The sequence below is a fragment of the Streptomyces sp. NPDC060194 genome, assembly GCF_042728285.1.
Taxonomy (GTDB): domain Bacteria; phylum Actinomycetota; class Actinomycetes; order Streptomycetales; family Streptomycetaceae; genus Streptomyces.
In genome coordinates this window covers 1-14066 of sequence record NZ_JBHWZH010000056.1, presented here as the reverse complement: position 1 = coordinate 14066, position 14066 = coordinate 1, and the positions used below count along the sequence as shown (strand labels likewise).

General features: G+C 73.7%; 15 protein-coding genes and 1 pseudogene. 4 read left to right on the top strand and 12 right to left on the bottom strand.

Going from position 1 to position 14066, the window contains the following annotated elements:
• Positions 1-15: 15 nt before the first annotated feature.
• The 4 genes from ACFWEG_RS14920 to ACFWEG_RS14905 all read right to left on the bottom strand — a co-directional run bounded on the left by ACFWEG_RS14920 (position 16) and on the right by ACFWEG_RS14905 (position 5295).
• Positions 16-2304 carry a phosphotransferase gene (locus ACFWEG_RS14920; RefSeq protein WP_387214331.1) on the bottom strand — a complete coding sequence of 763 codons (2289 nt, stop codon included), beginning with the start codon at positions 2302-2304 and terminating at the stop codon, positions 16-18.
• Positions 2305-2449: 145 nt separating this feature from the next.
• Positions 2450-3376, bottom strand: coding sequence for a GntR family transcriptional regulator (locus ACFWEG_RS14915; RefSeq protein ID WP_387214328.1), 927 nt, complete (start codon positions 3374-3376; stop codon positions 2450-2452).
• A 209-nt stretch (positions 3377-3585) separates the two neighbouring features.
• A complete protein-coding gene (locus ACFWEG_RS14910) occupies positions 3586-4272 on the bottom strand; it encodes an HAD family hydrolase (protein WP_387214324.1) in 687 nt (228 codons plus the stop codon).
• Between the two features lie 132 nt (positions 4273-4404).
• Positions 4405-5295, bottom strand: coding sequence for a winged helix-turn-helix domain-containing protein (locus ACFWEG_RS14905; protein ID WP_387214321.1), 891 nt, complete (start codon positions 5293-5295; stop codon positions 4405-4407).
• Positions 5296-5548: 253 nt separating this feature from the next.
• Between ACFWEG_RS14905 and ACFWEG_RS14900 the strand changes: the two genes are divergently transcribed.
• Positions 5549-5737 (top strand): hypothetical protein, encoded by a 189-nt coding sequence (locus tag ACFWEG_RS14900; RefSeq protein ID WP_387214318.1) that lies wholly within the window; start codon positions 5549-5551, stop codon positions 5735-5737.
• A 20-nt stretch (positions 5738-5757) separates the two neighbouring features.
• On the opposite strand, the gene ACFWEG_RS14895 is transcribed toward ACFWEG_RS14900, so the two are convergent.
• Entirely contained in the window at positions 5758-6669 is a 912-nt protein-coding gene (locus ACFWEG_RS14895) for a FadR/GntR family transcriptional regulator (protein ID WP_387214315.1), read from the bottom strand.
• 194 nt (positions 6670-6863) lie between these two features.
• Here ACFWEG_RS14895 and ACFWEG_RS14890 point away from each other — a divergent pair, with 194 nt between their 5' ends.
• Complete coding sequence (locus tag ACFWEG_RS14890; RefSeq protein ID WP_387214312.1) at positions 6864-7055, top strand: hypothetical protein; 192 nt, start codon at positions 6864-6866, stop codon at positions 7053-7055.
• A 34-nt stretch (positions 7056-7089) separates the two neighbouring features.
• Here ACFWEG_RS14890 and ACFWEG_RS14885 read toward each other — a convergent pair whose 3' ends face one another.
• From ACFWEG_RS14885 to ACFWEG_RS14875, 3 genes are all read right to left on the bottom strand, one after another.
• Complete coding sequence (locus tag ACFWEG_RS14885) at positions 7090-8358, bottom strand: GNAT family N-acetyltransferase (protein ID WP_387214309.1); 1269 nt, start codon at positions 8356-8358, stop codon at positions 7090-7092.
• A 50-nt stretch (positions 8359-8408) separates the two neighbouring features.
• Positions 8409-9398 carry an asparaginase gene (locus tag ACFWEG_RS14880; protein ID WP_387214306.1) on the bottom strand — a complete coding sequence of 330 codons (990 nt, stop codon included), beginning with the start codon at positions 9396-9398 and terminating at the stop codon, positions 8409-8411.
• Positions 9399-9460: 62 nt separating this feature from the next.
• A complete protein-coding gene (locus tag ACFWEG_RS14875; protein ID WP_387214303.1) occupies positions 9461-10135 on the bottom strand; it encodes a hypothetical protein in 675 nt (224 codons plus the stop codon).
• A gap of 124 nt (positions 10136-10259) precedes the next feature.
• Between ACFWEG_RS14875 and dtd the strand changes: the two genes are divergently transcribed.
• Positions 10260-10685, top strand: coding sequence for a D-aminoacyl-tRNA deacylase (dtd, locus tag ACFWEG_RS14870; RefSeq protein ID WP_387214300.1), 426 nt, complete (start codon positions 10260-10262; stop codon positions 10683-10685).
• Positions 10686-10733: 48 nt separating this feature from the next.
• On the opposite strand, the gene ACFWEG_RS14865 is transcribed toward dtd, so the two are convergent.
• The 3 genes from ACFWEG_RS14865 to ACFWEG_RS14855 are packed head-to-tail and all read right to left on the bottom strand — an operon-like array spanning position 10734 to position 12784.
• Positions 10734-11717 carry a YgfZ/GcvT domain-containing protein gene (locus ACFWEG_RS14865; RefSeq protein WP_387214297.1) on the bottom strand — a complete coding sequence of 328 codons (984 nt, stop codon included), beginning with the start codon at positions 11715-11717 and terminating at the stop codon, positions 10734-10736.
• 11 nt (positions 11718-11728) lie between these two features.
• Positions 11729-12163 carry a Fur family transcriptional regulator gene (locus ACFWEG_RS14860; protein ID WP_387214294.1) on the bottom strand — a complete coding sequence of 145 codons (435 nt, stop codon included), beginning with the start codon at positions 12161-12163 and terminating at the stop codon, positions 11729-11731.
• 48 nt (positions 12164-12211) lie between these two features.
• A complete protein-coding gene (locus ACFWEG_RS14855; RefSeq protein ID WP_387214291.1) occupies positions 12212-12784 on the bottom strand; it encodes an FABP family protein in 573 nt (190 codons plus the stop codon).
• A gap of 636 nt (positions 12785-13420) precedes the next feature.
• Here ACFWEG_RS14855 and ACFWEG_RS14850 point away from each other — a divergent pair.
• Positions 13421-13798 carry a DsrE family protein gene (locus tag ACFWEG_RS14850; RefSeq protein WP_387214288.1) on the top strand — a complete coding sequence of 126 codons (378 nt, stop codon included), beginning with the start codon at positions 13421-13423 and terminating at the stop codon, positions 13796-13798.
• Between the two features lie 23 nt (positions 13799-13821).
• Here the strand turns inward: ACFWEG_RS14850 and ACFWEG_RS14845 are convergent.
• A pseudogene (locus ACFWEG_RS14845) lies at positions 13822-13992 on the bottom strand (DUF3099 domain-containing protein); the annotation flags it as partial.
• Positions 13993-14066: the final 74 nt, after the last annotated feature.

Here is a 14066-nt window from a genome sequence, read left to right as displayed (position 1 = left end):
ACGCGGCGGCCCTGATCAGACGCGCCGCCGCGCCTCGCTGCCCGGCAGCGCCATCGCCAGGTACGGGTTCGCGATCCGCCCCACCCGCGCGCCGAGCCCCAGCGACGCGGCCGCCGTCGACAGCGTCTGCGCGTACGCGTCCACCGCGCGGCGCACGTTCGGCGCGTCCAGCGTTCCGGTCACCAGCCGGTCCAGGTCCACGTACGCGGACCTGACCTGCTCGATCCACCGGTAGATCCGGACGTCGTCCTGCCAGCCCTTCGTGAACCCCTCGTCGAGCAGCCGGCTCCAGCGCCGGAACATCCGCTCCCGGACGGCCGGGGTCGACGGCGTGAGGTGCAGGTGCCGCACGAGGTCGTACAGCGGATCACCCACAATCGCCATCTCCCAGTCGATGAGCGTGAGTTGCCCGCTCTCCGGGCCGCGCAGCAGGTTCCACGGGTTGAGGTCCCCGTGCAGCAGCGCACGCGAGCGGGGAGCGGGGCTCCACCGCCACAGGATCTCCCGCAACCGGTTCGCATCCGGCAACCCGAGCCCCCGAGCCAGCTGGATCGACTCGCGGGGCAGCGAGGCGACGAGGCCGACGAGCTCGCGGACCAGCCACGCGCAGAAGTCGTCGTGCGTGTCGTACGGCGGCGCCAGGTCATCGGTCGGGACCCGGGTCAGGGCGTGGAGCTGGTCGACGAGGTCATCGGCCTCCAGCAGCGAGAGACCGTCGACCGGGTGGGCGGGCGGACGGTCGAGCGGCCCCTCGTAGGTGTGGACGGCGAAGGGGTCGCGCGCGCCCGACAGGGTGCGGCTGAATCCCACGGCGAGCACCCGCGGGGCGCGCACGCAGGGCCCCGGCCGGCCGCGCAGCTCCTCCAGCCGTCCGAGGACGGCGAACTCCTCCAGGTAGCAGCGCTCGCGGCGGACGGCCCCGCTCAGCTTCCGCCGCACCATGACGGCCCGCTCGCCCCGACCGAGCTCGACGACGGTGTTGATGTGCCCCGATCCCTTCAGGACCCGTTCGGCCGGGGCCGCGCCCTCCGCCCGCAACACCGCCGCAAGGACGTCGTCGCTGAACCCGTCGAGCGCCGGCAGCCGCCCGTCCCGGTCCCAGACCGGTCCCGTGGCCACGGCCGAGGGCCAGTCCTCGACCCGGGCGCGCGAGGACCACCAGCGTCCGAGGATCTTCTCGACCTCGTCCTCCCCCGGCAGCGCCGAGAGGCGCAGCGGCCCCCGGGCCAGCTCCAGGGCCTGGGAGACGGCAGCGACGGCACTTCTCAGCACCGCGGGGCCCGCGCCGGGCTCCAGCAGCGAGCGGGCCGCCCGCATGACGTCCGGGTAGACGGACTGGGCGCGCTCGAAGTCGACGTAGTGCCGCAGATCCGTCTCCAGGCCGACGACCGCCGCCGGCCGCACCCGTCGCATCGCCGCGCTCCAGGCCGACTTGACCTCGTCCCACTGCGCCTCCGGGTACCGCATGCGCACCAGGTGGGTGGCCAGATCGTGCAGCGGGTCGCCCCAGGAGGCCAGTTCCCAGTCGACGCAGACGAGCGGCGGCGCGTTCTCGAAACTGAAGATCACGTTGTCGCGGTGCAGGTCGGTGTGGAGCAGGCCGAACGGGCGGCGCACCATGACGGGCAACCGCTTGCCGTACTCCCGCAGGGCGTCCTCCGGGACGCCGAGCGCGCTGAACAGGCCGCCGAACTCGTGCCGGTTGCGTACGCGGACCTGCTCCTCGGTCAGGCCGATCAGCCTGCGCAGGAACGCGCGGCTGTCGCCGTCGCGCGGCCAGTCGGCCGGCAGCGGGGGGAGGGCCTCGCGGGGGACCCGGGTCATGTCGCCGAACAGGCCGGCCAGGACGCCGATGAGGCCGCTGCGCACCGGCGTCCCGTTCGTGCGGAGATGCGACAGCGGCACCCCCTCGACGTAGCTGTGGACGGCGGTGGAGCCGGCCGCGAACAGGCACTGCGGCACGTGCGGAAGGGCTTGCCCCACGCCGCTGAGGATGCCGGCCTCGTCGTTCCAGGTGCGCAGCACGACCGGCAGCACGTCACGGCCCGGACACCGCACCATCACGGTCTCGCCGACGGGCCGGCCCAGGACCGCGGCCATCTCCGGGGTGAGCGGCACGCGGTAGTTGCGGTTGTGGAAACCGTGGACCAGGTCGCCGTGGGCGACGGCGTGCCGCGTGAACGCCTCGTACACGTCCGACGCGACCGGGCGGGGCCGCGCCGGGGGCCCGGGGCGGCCGTCCGGCCCCGGGCGCGCGGCCGGTTCCGGCCTGACGGCCGTCACGGTCGTAGGGCGACTGGCCACCGGGGCTCCTGAACATCGACCGCCACTCTGATAGCGCCGAACACTAGCGGTCCCGCGGCGGGCGGATGACTCCTATCACGAACCAGGTTCCCCCGGACGGGTCAGCCATCGCTCGGGCGTTCGGTCTTTCCCGGCCGGCGGGCCGTCACACCATCGGTGCGGGAGGATCGCCGGGGGCGCCGGACTCACTCGGGGCACTCGGGGCACTCGGGTCGCTGGGGTCGCCCAGATGCATCCAGTGCGACTCGAACCACCGCTGGGCGGCGTCGACGAACTTCCGGCCGACGGACGCCTCGGCCGGTTCGCGGAAGAAGTGCAGCAGTGTGGAGCCGAACCCGAGGACGTCCAGGGCGTCGACCAGCTCGTCGCCGTCGTCGCCGGAGACCCGTATGGGGCGGCGCTCGATGTCGTAGAAGCCCATGAGACCGTGCTTGCCGTTGATCAGATAGACCTTCGAGGTCGGGGTGACGGGGACGTACCGGATCTGGACGTCCACCTCCCGCACCAGCCCCCGGTCCTGCAGGTCCAGCAGCGTGTCCCGGACCGACTCGGAGTGCCGCTTGACGAGGGCGTGCATCCGGGCCGTCAGCCGCTCGTCGTCCCCGCCGTCGTAGCGACGCGGATAGCTCAGCGGCACGTCCGTGCCGGGCAGCAGCATGCGCACCTCGATCCGCTCCGGTCTGACCTGCCGCGCCGCCACCCGGAGCGCCTGGTTCCGGATCTGCAGGTCGAACGTCTCGGACGAGAGGCTCCAGACGTCGATGCGGACCTCCTTCTCCTCGAAGGCGGCCTCCAGCAGCGCCCTCAGGTCCGCCCCGCGCGGGGACTGCGTCGCCCGCACCAGGGTGACCGTCGTCCCACTGCCGGGGCGGGTACGCAACCACCCCTCGTCGACCAGGTCGCTCATGGCCTTCTGCACGGTGTCCCGGGAGACACCCAGCTCCTTGGCGAGGTCGGCCTGGCTCTTCAGCCGCTGGCCGACCGAGTACGTCCCGTCGGCGAGCCTGGTCCGCAGCACGTCCTGGACGCGCTGGACCTCGCTGCCCGAGTCACGGTGCTCCTCACCTGCCACCGTCCGATCGTACTGCCGTGCGGCACCGCGATCGGCTCTTTCACGCCAAACAGCCTGTCGTCGAACCGAGTTGAAGGTCATCAGTGTGCCCGATCCGACCAACGGGCAGACCGATTGCAGGCGTTCAGTCAGATCGGACTGAACTCCGCCGGGCACCAGGGGGTGAGCGCGTGACCGCAGTCGCACCGGCGGAACGTCCGCACGGCCGCCTAGCGCGTCCGGACGGCGTCGAGCAACGGCCGCAGGGCTCCGACGACGTGCTGCGCCCCCGCGGCGTTCAGCAGCTTCCCCTTGGACGCGTTACGGGCGAAGCCGAGGAAGGTGACTCCCGCCTCGCGGGCCGCCTCGCAGTCCTCGGGAGTATCACCGATCATCAGCGCGTCCGCGGCGGCGGCACCCGTGCTCGCCAGCGCGCGCAGGACGCAGTCGGGATCGGGCTTGAGCCTGGCCAGGTCCCGCGTCCGGCCGTAGATGTGCGGACCGAAGCAGGACCTGAGGTCGCGGCCGGTCAGATACGAGGTCACGGCCTCGGGCGAGTTGTTGCTGGTGATCGCGAGGCTGGCGCCGACCGCCTTCAGCGCGCGTATGAGCTCGACCGCGTCGGGCGTCGGCTCCGCGGAGCCCACGGCGACGACCTCATGGGCGGTCAGCCGGGCCTCCACCTCTTCGACGACACCCCCGTGCCCGTACCGGCGACCGATGTCGAGCAGCAGGACCATCGGGTCGTCGGTCCGCCGCGCCGCCGTCCCGAGCTCGTACCCCTCGGCAAGGACCCACTCCCGCAGGCCTTCGGCCACCCCCGCCGCCGGATACCCGTCGTACAGCCGGCACACCGGCCCGTCGAAGTCGAACAGGACGCATTTCACGGGTGCGAGCAGCGCGTGCAGATCGGTCACGTCGTTCCGTCCGTCGGGGAGCCGGAGGCTCGGCGGGCAGGTCCGGGAGCGGGTGTCCCTGCCCGTATCGAACCACTTCCCGGAGCGCGGCACCTCAGGTCCTACGGGCCGGCGGCGGGACCGTCCCGCGGCTCAGTCCAGGCTGAGATCCGTCGTGATGGTCGTCCACAGCGCGTCGAACCAGCGGCCGGACTCCGCGACGAACGCCGCGTCCCGCCCGCCCGCCCCCTCGTGGAAGTCGAAGAGCGGGGAGACCGTGCCGAGGGTGTCGTACATGTCGAGCACGTCGCCGGCCGCCGACTCCTCGGTCCGGCGGCTGATCATGTAGTACGCGAAGAGCGCCTCCGTGCCGTTCAGCAGGTAGAGCTTCGCGGACGGGGTGAACGGCAGTGCGCGGAAGGTGACTTGGACGTCGATGTCGTGTGTCGCCCTGAGCGCGCCGAGGTTGTGGCGGAGCACCCGGCCCTGGTCGTTGCGCTGCAGCAGCCAGCGCTCGTGCACGGGGTCCGCCTCGCCGGAGCCGCCGAACCCGGCGTCGGCGGAGACGGGGAAGGCCAGCGCGATGGTGCGGGCCGGGAGCAGGACGCGCACGTGGATGCTCTTCGGCCGGACCAGCCCCTGGTGGATCAGCCGCACCGGCTCGGTGAAGGCCATCATCAGCGACTCGGCGGTGAGGGAGACCGCGTCGATCCGCACCTCGGGCTGCCTGAACGCCTCCACGAGCCGCGGCGCGAGCGCCACCATCGTCGGCTGCGGCTCCTCGCCGGACGGCGCAGGGGCCGGTCCGCCGTTCTCCACGATGCGCGGCGGGGCGCCCTTCCCGCCGTGGGTGATCAGCCCCTCCTCCTGGAGCGCGCGCATCGCCGCGCGGACGGTCCCGCGCTCCACGCCGAACTCCTCCGCGAGCGCGGACTGGGTCGGCATCCGGGTGCCCCGCTCCAGCGCACCGCCGAGGATGCGTTCCCGCAGGGCCTCCGCGATCTCCGGTGCGGACAGTCGGGTTCCGTTCGCTGCGTTCGCCACCACACTCTCCCCGGTCACAGCCAAAAGCTACAACTTGCCTCCGCTTGGGGGGAGTTGTTTACAGCAGGTTATCCACGCCAACCAACCGGGGACAAAGTAAGAGGAGGTTGGTCGCCAACATCCCCCAACATGACGACAACTTCGCACGGTACTCCCCCCCGCACCGCCACCCGCACCGCCCCGCACCACCCCGGGCGACGCCGCCCCATGCCCCCGTCCCCCGCTCCTCCCCGCACCTCCCGAAGGAGGTTCCATGTACGCCACCGGGTTCGCCACCGCCCTCGCCTGGCTGGTCCTCGAGATGTTCGTCGACTGGACGTACGGCCCCGTCGCCGTCCTCGGCCTGGCGCTGTTCGCGATCGGAGTCCGCCACGGGAACTCGACCTGCGCCTCGCTCGGCGCGGTCATCCTGGCGCTGACGCTGATGCAGCCCGCCGCCTGACCCCCGCACCTCCGCACACCTCACTCGTCCAGCACGAGGGGCGTGCTGATGGTGGACCAGAGCGAGCCGAACCAGAGGGCGGACTGCCGGACGAAGGAAGCGTCCCGGACACCGCCCTCACCGGAGAACGCGAAGAGCGCGGACCGCGTCCCCGTCGCGTCGTAGGTCTCCAGGTGCCGGCGGCCGACCTCGACCTCGCGGCGGTCGAGCGTGTAGTAGGCGAAGAGCGCCTCCGTGCCGTTGAGCAGGTAGAGCTTGACCGGCGGGGTGAAGGGCAGCGCGCGGAACTCGGCGCTGACCTCGACGCCGTGCGTCGCGCGCAGGGCGAGCAGGTTGTGCCGCAGGACCCGGACCTGGGCGTCGCGCTGGGCCAGCCAGTTGCGCTGCAGCACCCCGTCCTCGCCGGGGTCGACGGGGGCGGGGAAGGCGAGCGGGATGCTCCGGCTGGGCAGCAGCACGCGCAGCGCGACCCTGGCCGGTTCGAGGCGTCCCACGTGGATCTGGCGCACCGCCTCGCTCATCGCCATCGTCAGCGAGATCCCGGTCAGGCAGAGCGCGTCCACCGACACCTCCGGACCGTCGAAGGCGGCCGTGATCCGCGGGCCGAGCGCGACCGTCGTGGGGAGCGGGAGACCGGCCGGCACGTCCGGTCCGAGCGGGCCCGCGTACGAGCCGGGGACGGTGCCGGGGCCGGCCGCGACGGTGGCGGGGCTGCCCTTGGAGACGTTGGTGAGCAGGTGGTCGGCCTGGAGGAGCCGAAGGGCCTCGCGGACCACCCCCCGCTCGACGCCGAACTCGTCCGCGAGCCGGGCCTGCGTGGGCATCCGGTCGCCGGGCCGCAGCCGGCCGGAGCGGATCCGCGCGCGCAGCTCGTCGGCGACCTCGCGGTGGGTCCGCCGGGGCCGCCTGACGGGGGTGCTGTCGACGCTCACCCCACCAACCGTACAACTTCGCGCCAACTATGGGGAGTTGTCGTAGAGGTGGTTATGAAGCCGTTTCCCGCGGGGACACTCTGGTTGAGTTGGTCGCCAACTCGCTCCACCGCGCGCACCACGGCCATCAGCTCGGACGGCCGGTCACCGCCGGCCGGTCCCGCCGCTCCTCCCCATCCCCAGGAGGGACCGCTATGCCGCTCATCGCCCTTCTCGTCGCCGGCCTCGCCCTCGCCTTCGAGCAGCTCGTGCAGTGGCGGTTCGGACCGGCCGGCCTGGTCGCGTTCGCACTGCTCACCGTCGGGGTGAAGGCGAAGAACACCACGCTCAGCAGCATCGGGGCGATCGTCCTGGTCGTGCTGCTGACCAATCCGACGGGCTCCTGAGGACCGTTCAGGAGCCCGTACGGGCGGCACCGCCTCAGAACACGTCGGGGCACCAGGGCTGCCGCGCGGTCCGCAGCAGCGCGTCGGCCAGGGCGGCCGGTCCGCGTCCGGTGCCGTCCGCGCCGCTCTCCTGGACCCGGCCGAGCGCGACCAGCCGCGTGACGGACCCACCCCCCAGGTACAGCGCCCCCAACTCCGCCACGTCGAGGCGCAGATCGGCGTCGTCGGAGGTCGGCTCGCACGCCCCGCGGCCGTCCGCTCCCACGGTCAGCCGGAACCTGCCGTGCGCGAACCCGGCGTCGTCGGCCACGTCGAGGACGAGCGTCCCCTCCGCCGCGTACGTACGGGCCTCCAGCGCGCGGACGACGTCCAGGACCCGCACCCAGAGCCAGTCGGCGTGCGTCACGACGCGGGCGGCGCGCGGGTCGGGCAGCAGCTGCGGGAGGAGGTCGTCCGGGGCGCGCAGCCCGGTGCGGACCTTCTCGACCCAGTCGACCGAGCAGAGGAAGTGCCACAGGGCGCGCTCGGCCGCGGGCGTGGCGGCGATGAGCTGTTCGACGGTCAGGGTGTTGGCCGGCTGCTTGCCGTCGCCCCACTTGCCGTCGGAGCGGTAGACGGCGAGGCCCTGCACCCGGCCGGACGGGTCGCGGTAGACGGCCTGGAAGGGCTCCACCCAGGGGGCGTGCGCGTCGAGCCGGACGAGGCCGGTGCTCAGCTCCCACCACCGCCGGTCGCGGCTGACGGCGCCCGGCTGCCTCGTACGGAACCGCTCGAACAGCTCCGGGCCGATCTCGCGCAGCTCGGGGGCGTCCACGAGGTCGACGCGCGCGCCCTTCTCCTCCGGTCCCGGCCGGCGGCGGTCGAGGCCGGTCCTGGGGACGCCGATCTCCCACTCCGTGCCCCAGGTCGCCGGGCCGAACCCGTACCGCCCGTAGATCGGGTACTCCGCGGCGATCAGCGTCGACAGCACGTCCCCGCGCTCCTTGGCCGCGGCGAGGTCGGCGGCCATCATCCGGCTGAGCAGCCCCCGGCGGCGGTGGGTCGGCGCCACCCCGACGTTCGTCACGGCCGACGAGTCGACCGACGCCCCACCCGGCACCACCAGCTCGTGCCCGAACGACCGGAACGCGGCCACGCACCGCTCCCCGTCGAACGCGCCCTGGGTGCGCGCCAGATCGGTGTGCGCCAGCCGGTTCGCCACGTCGTGCGCACTGACGCCGGGAGGACGCAGGAACCCGACGTTCACCGCCCTGTTCCACCCGGCGAACTCGTCGGCCCTCACGGCACGGATCTCTACGCTCATGGCCTCACGCTAGGCGGGGGCGCGAGGCGACGCATCCGAGTAACGGGCCCTCAGAAAGCCGTCGCGCGGATCTCGCCCACCCGGTCCGCCCCACCGAGCAGCGGCACCTCGGCGATGCGCGAGAGCGCGGGCGCCTCGACGCCGAGCGCGGACAGGACGCGGGCGAGGACCGGGCCGAGCGCCCGCACCGCCCCGTCGTCGATCTTGAAGGCGATCGCCCGCCCGTCCGGCAGGGCGAAGGCCTGGACGGCCTCCGCGCCCATCTTCGACAGCGCGCCCGGGATCTCCCGCATCAGCCAGGTGTCCGGCCGCCGGGTCCCGGCCACGTACTCCGGGTGCGCGCGCATCGCGTCCGCGACCCGGCGCTCGGCGCTGCCCTCGGGCGCGAGGACGAACGCGCGGAAGGCGCGGGCGAGCCCGGTGAGGCTCAGGGCCATCAGCGGCGCCCCGCAGCCGTCCGTGCCGACCGCCGCCACCCGCTCCCCGGCCGCCTCCTCGACGACGTCGAGGACCAGCCTCTGCAGCGGGTGGGCGGGGTCGAGGTAGGACGAGCGGTCCCAGCCGTTGACCGCGCACGCGGCGAGCATGGACGCGTGCTTGCCGGAGCAGTTCATGGTCGCCTTCTCGCGCTTCCGGCCCGCCGCCAGGTACGCCTCCGCCTCGACCGGGTCCAGCGGCAGGTCCGGCGGCGTCTGCAGGTCCGCCGTGGTCAGGCCGTGGTCCGCGAGCATCCGCTGCACCAGCTCCAGGTGAAACGTTTCGCCGGAGTGGCTCGCCGCCGTCAGCGCGAGCCGCTCACCGGAGAGGTCGAGCCCGGCCCGCAGGATCGCCGCCGCCTGCATCGGCTTGTTGCTGGAGCGCGGGAAGACCGGCCGCCCGACGTCCCCCAGGGCCGTCTCGACGCGCCCCTGCGCGTCCAGGACGACCAGCGACCCCCGGTGCACCCCCTCGACGAAGCCCGACCGCACGACCTCCGCGAGGACGGGGGACGGCGCTGCGGCGTCTACGGCGGCGGTCGGGGCGGCGGCTCGGGTGCTCATCGGTGCGGGGGCCTTCCGGGGCGGTCCTGGGCGCTCCCCGCGCGTCGCCTGGGAGGGCGCGGTCAGGGGAGCAGGTCGTCTACGTGCGCTTCTCCGTCACGGTACCTGCGCGCGATCTCCGCCCCGCAATCGTCCGCCGTCCTCTGGAGCCGCTGCCGCAGCCGCGAGACCTCCTGCTCGTGGCGGACGAGCCGCGCCGTTCCCGCGTGCAGCTCCTCGTCCGTCCGGGCGGTGAGGTCGGACAGCTCGACCTCGTCGAGCATCCCGGCGGCCAGCTCCCGGTAGCGCGCGCCGCGCGGCGTGGACAGGGTGACGTGCCGCGCGGAGGCGCGGTGGGCGGAGGGCGGGTCGACGAGGATCGCCGACAGCGCCGCCAGGAGGTCCGCGCCGGCGGGCCCCGCGGCGGCGGGATCGCGCCGCCGGTCGGTCTCGGCGCGCAGGATGTCGATCCGCCCGTGCAGCAGCCGGCGGACGTAGCTCAGGTCGGCCTCGTCCTGCTGCGCCCGCCGGCGCAGGTCCCGAAGCTCGGACAGGCGCAGCGCCGAGAGGTCGGGGGGCGGCGCGGCGGCCCCGGCGGGCCCCGGCGCCGACCGCTGGGCGGGCGGCCGGGACGCGAGCTCGGCCGCGCCCCGCGCCGACGCCGTGTCCTCGGGGGGCCGGGCGGCACGGGCGCCCGGCCGGTAGGACCCCGTGCCGCGCTTCGTCGGAACCCCGCCCGGGGGCGTTCCAGCGTTCATGTGTTTCCGTCCCCTCGCACACGGCGCGACCCGCCGTCGTCACGCATCGTGCCACTGCGGGCACGCTGCGCGCAGGCTCCTGCACCCGTTCGGCCGCCGCGGGACGCCGGATAGGTTGGTCCGCATGCGAGCTGTGGTGCAGAGGGTGGACGGTGCGAGCGTCGTCGTCGACGGGGAGACCGTCGGCGCGATCAGCGGCGAGGGCCTGTGCGTCCTGGTCGGGGTGACCCACGAGGACACCCCGGAGACGGCCGAGCGGCTCGCCCGCAAGCTGTGGTCGCTGCGCGTCCTGTCCGACGAGCGGTCCTGCTCGGACGCCGGCGCACCGCTCCTGGTGATCTCGCAGTTCACGCTCTACGGCGACGCCCGCAAGGGCCGCCGCCCCACCTGGAACGCGGCCGCGCCGGGCGCCGTCGCCGAACCGCTGGTGGACGAGGTCGTGGCCCGGCTCCGCGCGCTCGGGGCGACGGTGGAGACCGGTCGCTTCGGGGCGGCCATGCGCGTCTCGCTGACGAACGACGGGCCGTTCACCGTACTGGTCGAGGTCTGAGGAGCCCCGCGTGCCTCCTGGGGCCGCTGAGGGGCCGTCAGCGGCCGCTCAGGGCTCGACCACGACCTCCTGCGCCGCGGCCGTCTGCGCGTCGACGACGAGCGGCGCGTCCGGGGACACGTTCCGCTTGACCAGCGCGAGCGCGATCGGGCCGAGCTCGTGGTGGCGGACCGCCGTCGTCACGAAGCCGATCTTCCGCCCGTCGGGCCCGTCCGCGGCGACCCGGACGTCCGCGCCGTGCGCCGGCAGGTGGACCTCGCTGCCGTCCAGGTGCAGGAAGACCAGCCGGCGCGGCGGCTTCCCCAGGTTGTGGACGCGGGCGACGGTCTCCTGCCCGCGGTAGCAGCCCTTCTGGAGGTGCACCGCGGAGCCGATCCACCCGAGCTCGTGCGGGATCGTCCGGTGGTCGGTCTCCCGGCCGAGCCGCGGCCGGTGCCCCTCGACCCGCAGTGCCTCGTGCGCGAGGACACCGACCGCCGGTCCGTTGGCCGCGACGAACGCCTCCAGGTCGGCGCGCGGCAGGAACAGGTCGCGCCCGTGGGGGGTCTCGCGGACGACGACGCCCTCGGGGGCCCGCGCGATGGACCCGGCCGGCAGGTGCACGACGGCGAAGTCGGCGGTGCGGTCGGCGACCTCGACCCGGTAGAAGAACTTCATCGACTCCAGGTAGGCGAGCAGCGCCTCCGTGGTGCCCGCCTCGACGTACGCCCAGGTGGTGCTGCCGTCGTCGACGAGCGCGAGATGGTGCTCGATGTGCCCGTTCGCCGACAGGATCAGCGCCTCGGTGGCCTGCCCGGCCGGCAGGTCGCTGACGTGCTGGGTGAGCAGCAGGTGCAGCCAGGTCAGCCGGTCGTCGCCGGTGACGGCGACGACGCCGCGGTGCGACAGGTCGACGACGCCCTCGCCGGCCGCGAGCGCGCGCTGTTCGCGGAACAGGTCCCCGTAGTGCGCGGCGACGCCCTCGTCCGGCGCCTCGGCGGGCACGGCGCCGGGCAGGGCGAGCAGGGGGCTGGCCGGTGACTGTGGCTGCATGGTGCCCAAGCCTACGACCCGGTCCCGGCACGCTCGCGGCACGTCTCGCACTGGCCGAAGATCGCGAAGTGCTTCATGTCGGTGCGGAAGCCGAACTCCGCCCGCAGCTTCTCCGTGAACTCCTTCGCGACCGCCACGTCCGCCTCGATGACGTCCGCGCAGTCCCGGCACACCAGGTGCATGTGGTGGTGCCGGTCGGCCAGGTGGTACGTCGGCGCCCCGTGCCCCAGGTGCGCGTGGCTGACGAGCCCGAGCTCCTCCAGGAGCTCGAGCGTCCGGTAGACCGTCGAGATGTTCACCCCGGACGCCGTCCTGCGGACCTGCACCAGGATGTCGTCCGGCGTCGCGTGCTCCAGCGTGTCGACGGCCTCCAGGACCAGCTGCCGCTGCGGTGTCAGCCGGTAACCGCGCTGCCGCAGATCACTCTTCCAATCGGTGCTCACCACGCGCCCAGTGTAGGTCGGCGCGGTGGGCCCGTCCGGGGGGAGAGCGGCCTACTTGAAGAAGGCGATGCCGTCGTCGGGGAGGTCGCCCAGGCCGCGGGCCATCTCGGCGACCTCCTCGGGGGTGACGACCTTCTTGAGGTGCGCGGACATGTAGGGCCGCAGGGGCACCTCGGGAGTGGCCTTCTCGCCGACCCACATCAGGTCGCTCTTGACGTAGCCGTAGAGGCGCTTGCCGCCGGCGTACGGACCGGAGGCGGCGGTGCGGGCGACGGCGTCGGTGACGATGTCGATCTGCGGCTTCTGGTCGGCGAGCTCGCCGTACCAGACCTCGACGACGCCCTGGTCGCGGACCATGACGACCTCGACCTTGCGGTCCTTGTCGATGCGCCAGTAGCCGGACTCCGACTCCAGGGGCCTGACCTTGTTGCCGTCGGCGTCGAGGACCCAGGAGTGCGAGTGGTACTCCAGGAAGTCCCGGCCGTCGTGGCTGAAGACGACCTCCTGGCCGAAGTTGCACTTCTCCGAGCCGGGGAAGTCGGCGACCCCCGCGCCCTCCCAGGTGCCGAGCAGGAAGACCAGCGGGACGACGTCGGGGTGGAGGTCGGACGGAATCTCGATCATCAGCGGCTCAGGCGATCTGTGTGGGGATGCGGAAGGGGGTCTGCGAGGCCTGCGGGCCTCAGCGCTGGCCCTGGTACAGCTTGGTGACGGCCAGCACCGTGAACGCGATCACGGCGACGGCGACCACGGCGAGCAGGATTTCGAAGAACAGGATCACTGCGGTGCTCCTCGGAGAGCGACGGACGGACGGCACGGGGCCGCGCACCAGCTTAGTCGGCGGTGGCACGGGCGGCGCGGCCAGCCCCGGACGGCGGGAGCGGACACGGCGCGGGCACGGCCGGGGGTCCGGGGGTCGTCCCCCGGGCAAGCACTGCGTCGGCGGCGGCACGGGCGGCGCGGCCAGGCCCGGACGGCGGGAGCGGACACGGCGCGGGCACGGCCGGGGGTCCGGGGGTCGCCCCCCCGGGCAAGCACTGCGTCGGCGGCGGCACGGGCGGCGCGGCCAGCCCCGGACGGCGGGAGCGGACACGGCGCGGGCACGGCCGGGGGTCCGGGGGTCGCCCCCCGGGCAAGCACTGCGTCGGCGGTGGCACGGGCGGCGCGGCCAGCCCCGGACGGCGGGAGCGGACACGGCGCGGGCACGGCCGGGGGACGCCGGCTGACGTGGTCCGTGCGGGCGTTGACTACGCTGCGGCCATGGCCGACAACGCACAGGCGCAGCAGCTGGTGATCAAGGTGACCGCGGGGGCGGACGCGCCCGAGCGGTGTTCGCAGGCGTTCACCGTCGCGGCGGTGGCCGCGGCGAGCGGGGTGGAGGTGTCCCTGTGGCTCACCGGTGAGTCGGCGTGGTTCGCGCTCCCGGGACGGGCCGCGGAGTTCGAGCTGCCGCACGCGGCCCCGCTGCCGGACCTGCTGGACACGATCGCCGCCTCCGGACGCGTCACCCTGTGCACGCAGTGCGCGGCCCGGCGGGACATCACCGAGGACGACGTCCTGGAGGGCGTCCGCATCGCGGGGGCGCAGGTCTTCGTCAGCGAGATCATGCGGGAGGGCGCGCGGTCGCTCGTGTACTGAGGCGCGTTGCCGTCCCCCTAGGGGCGTCGGTTGGCGACGATCGCCGCGACCGGCGGGATCACCATCGCCACGACGCACATCCCAACGGCCACCGGCACCGACCACAGGCGCACCACCGCGCCCGCGAGGACGAACAGCAGGAGGGCCGTCCCCATCATCAGGAAGTAGGCGCGGCGCCGGGACCGGTACGGCATGCCTCCAGCGTACGACCGGAGCCGCGAACGGCACCCGAACAGCGGTAAGGACCGCACCCCAAAGGGTGCGGTCC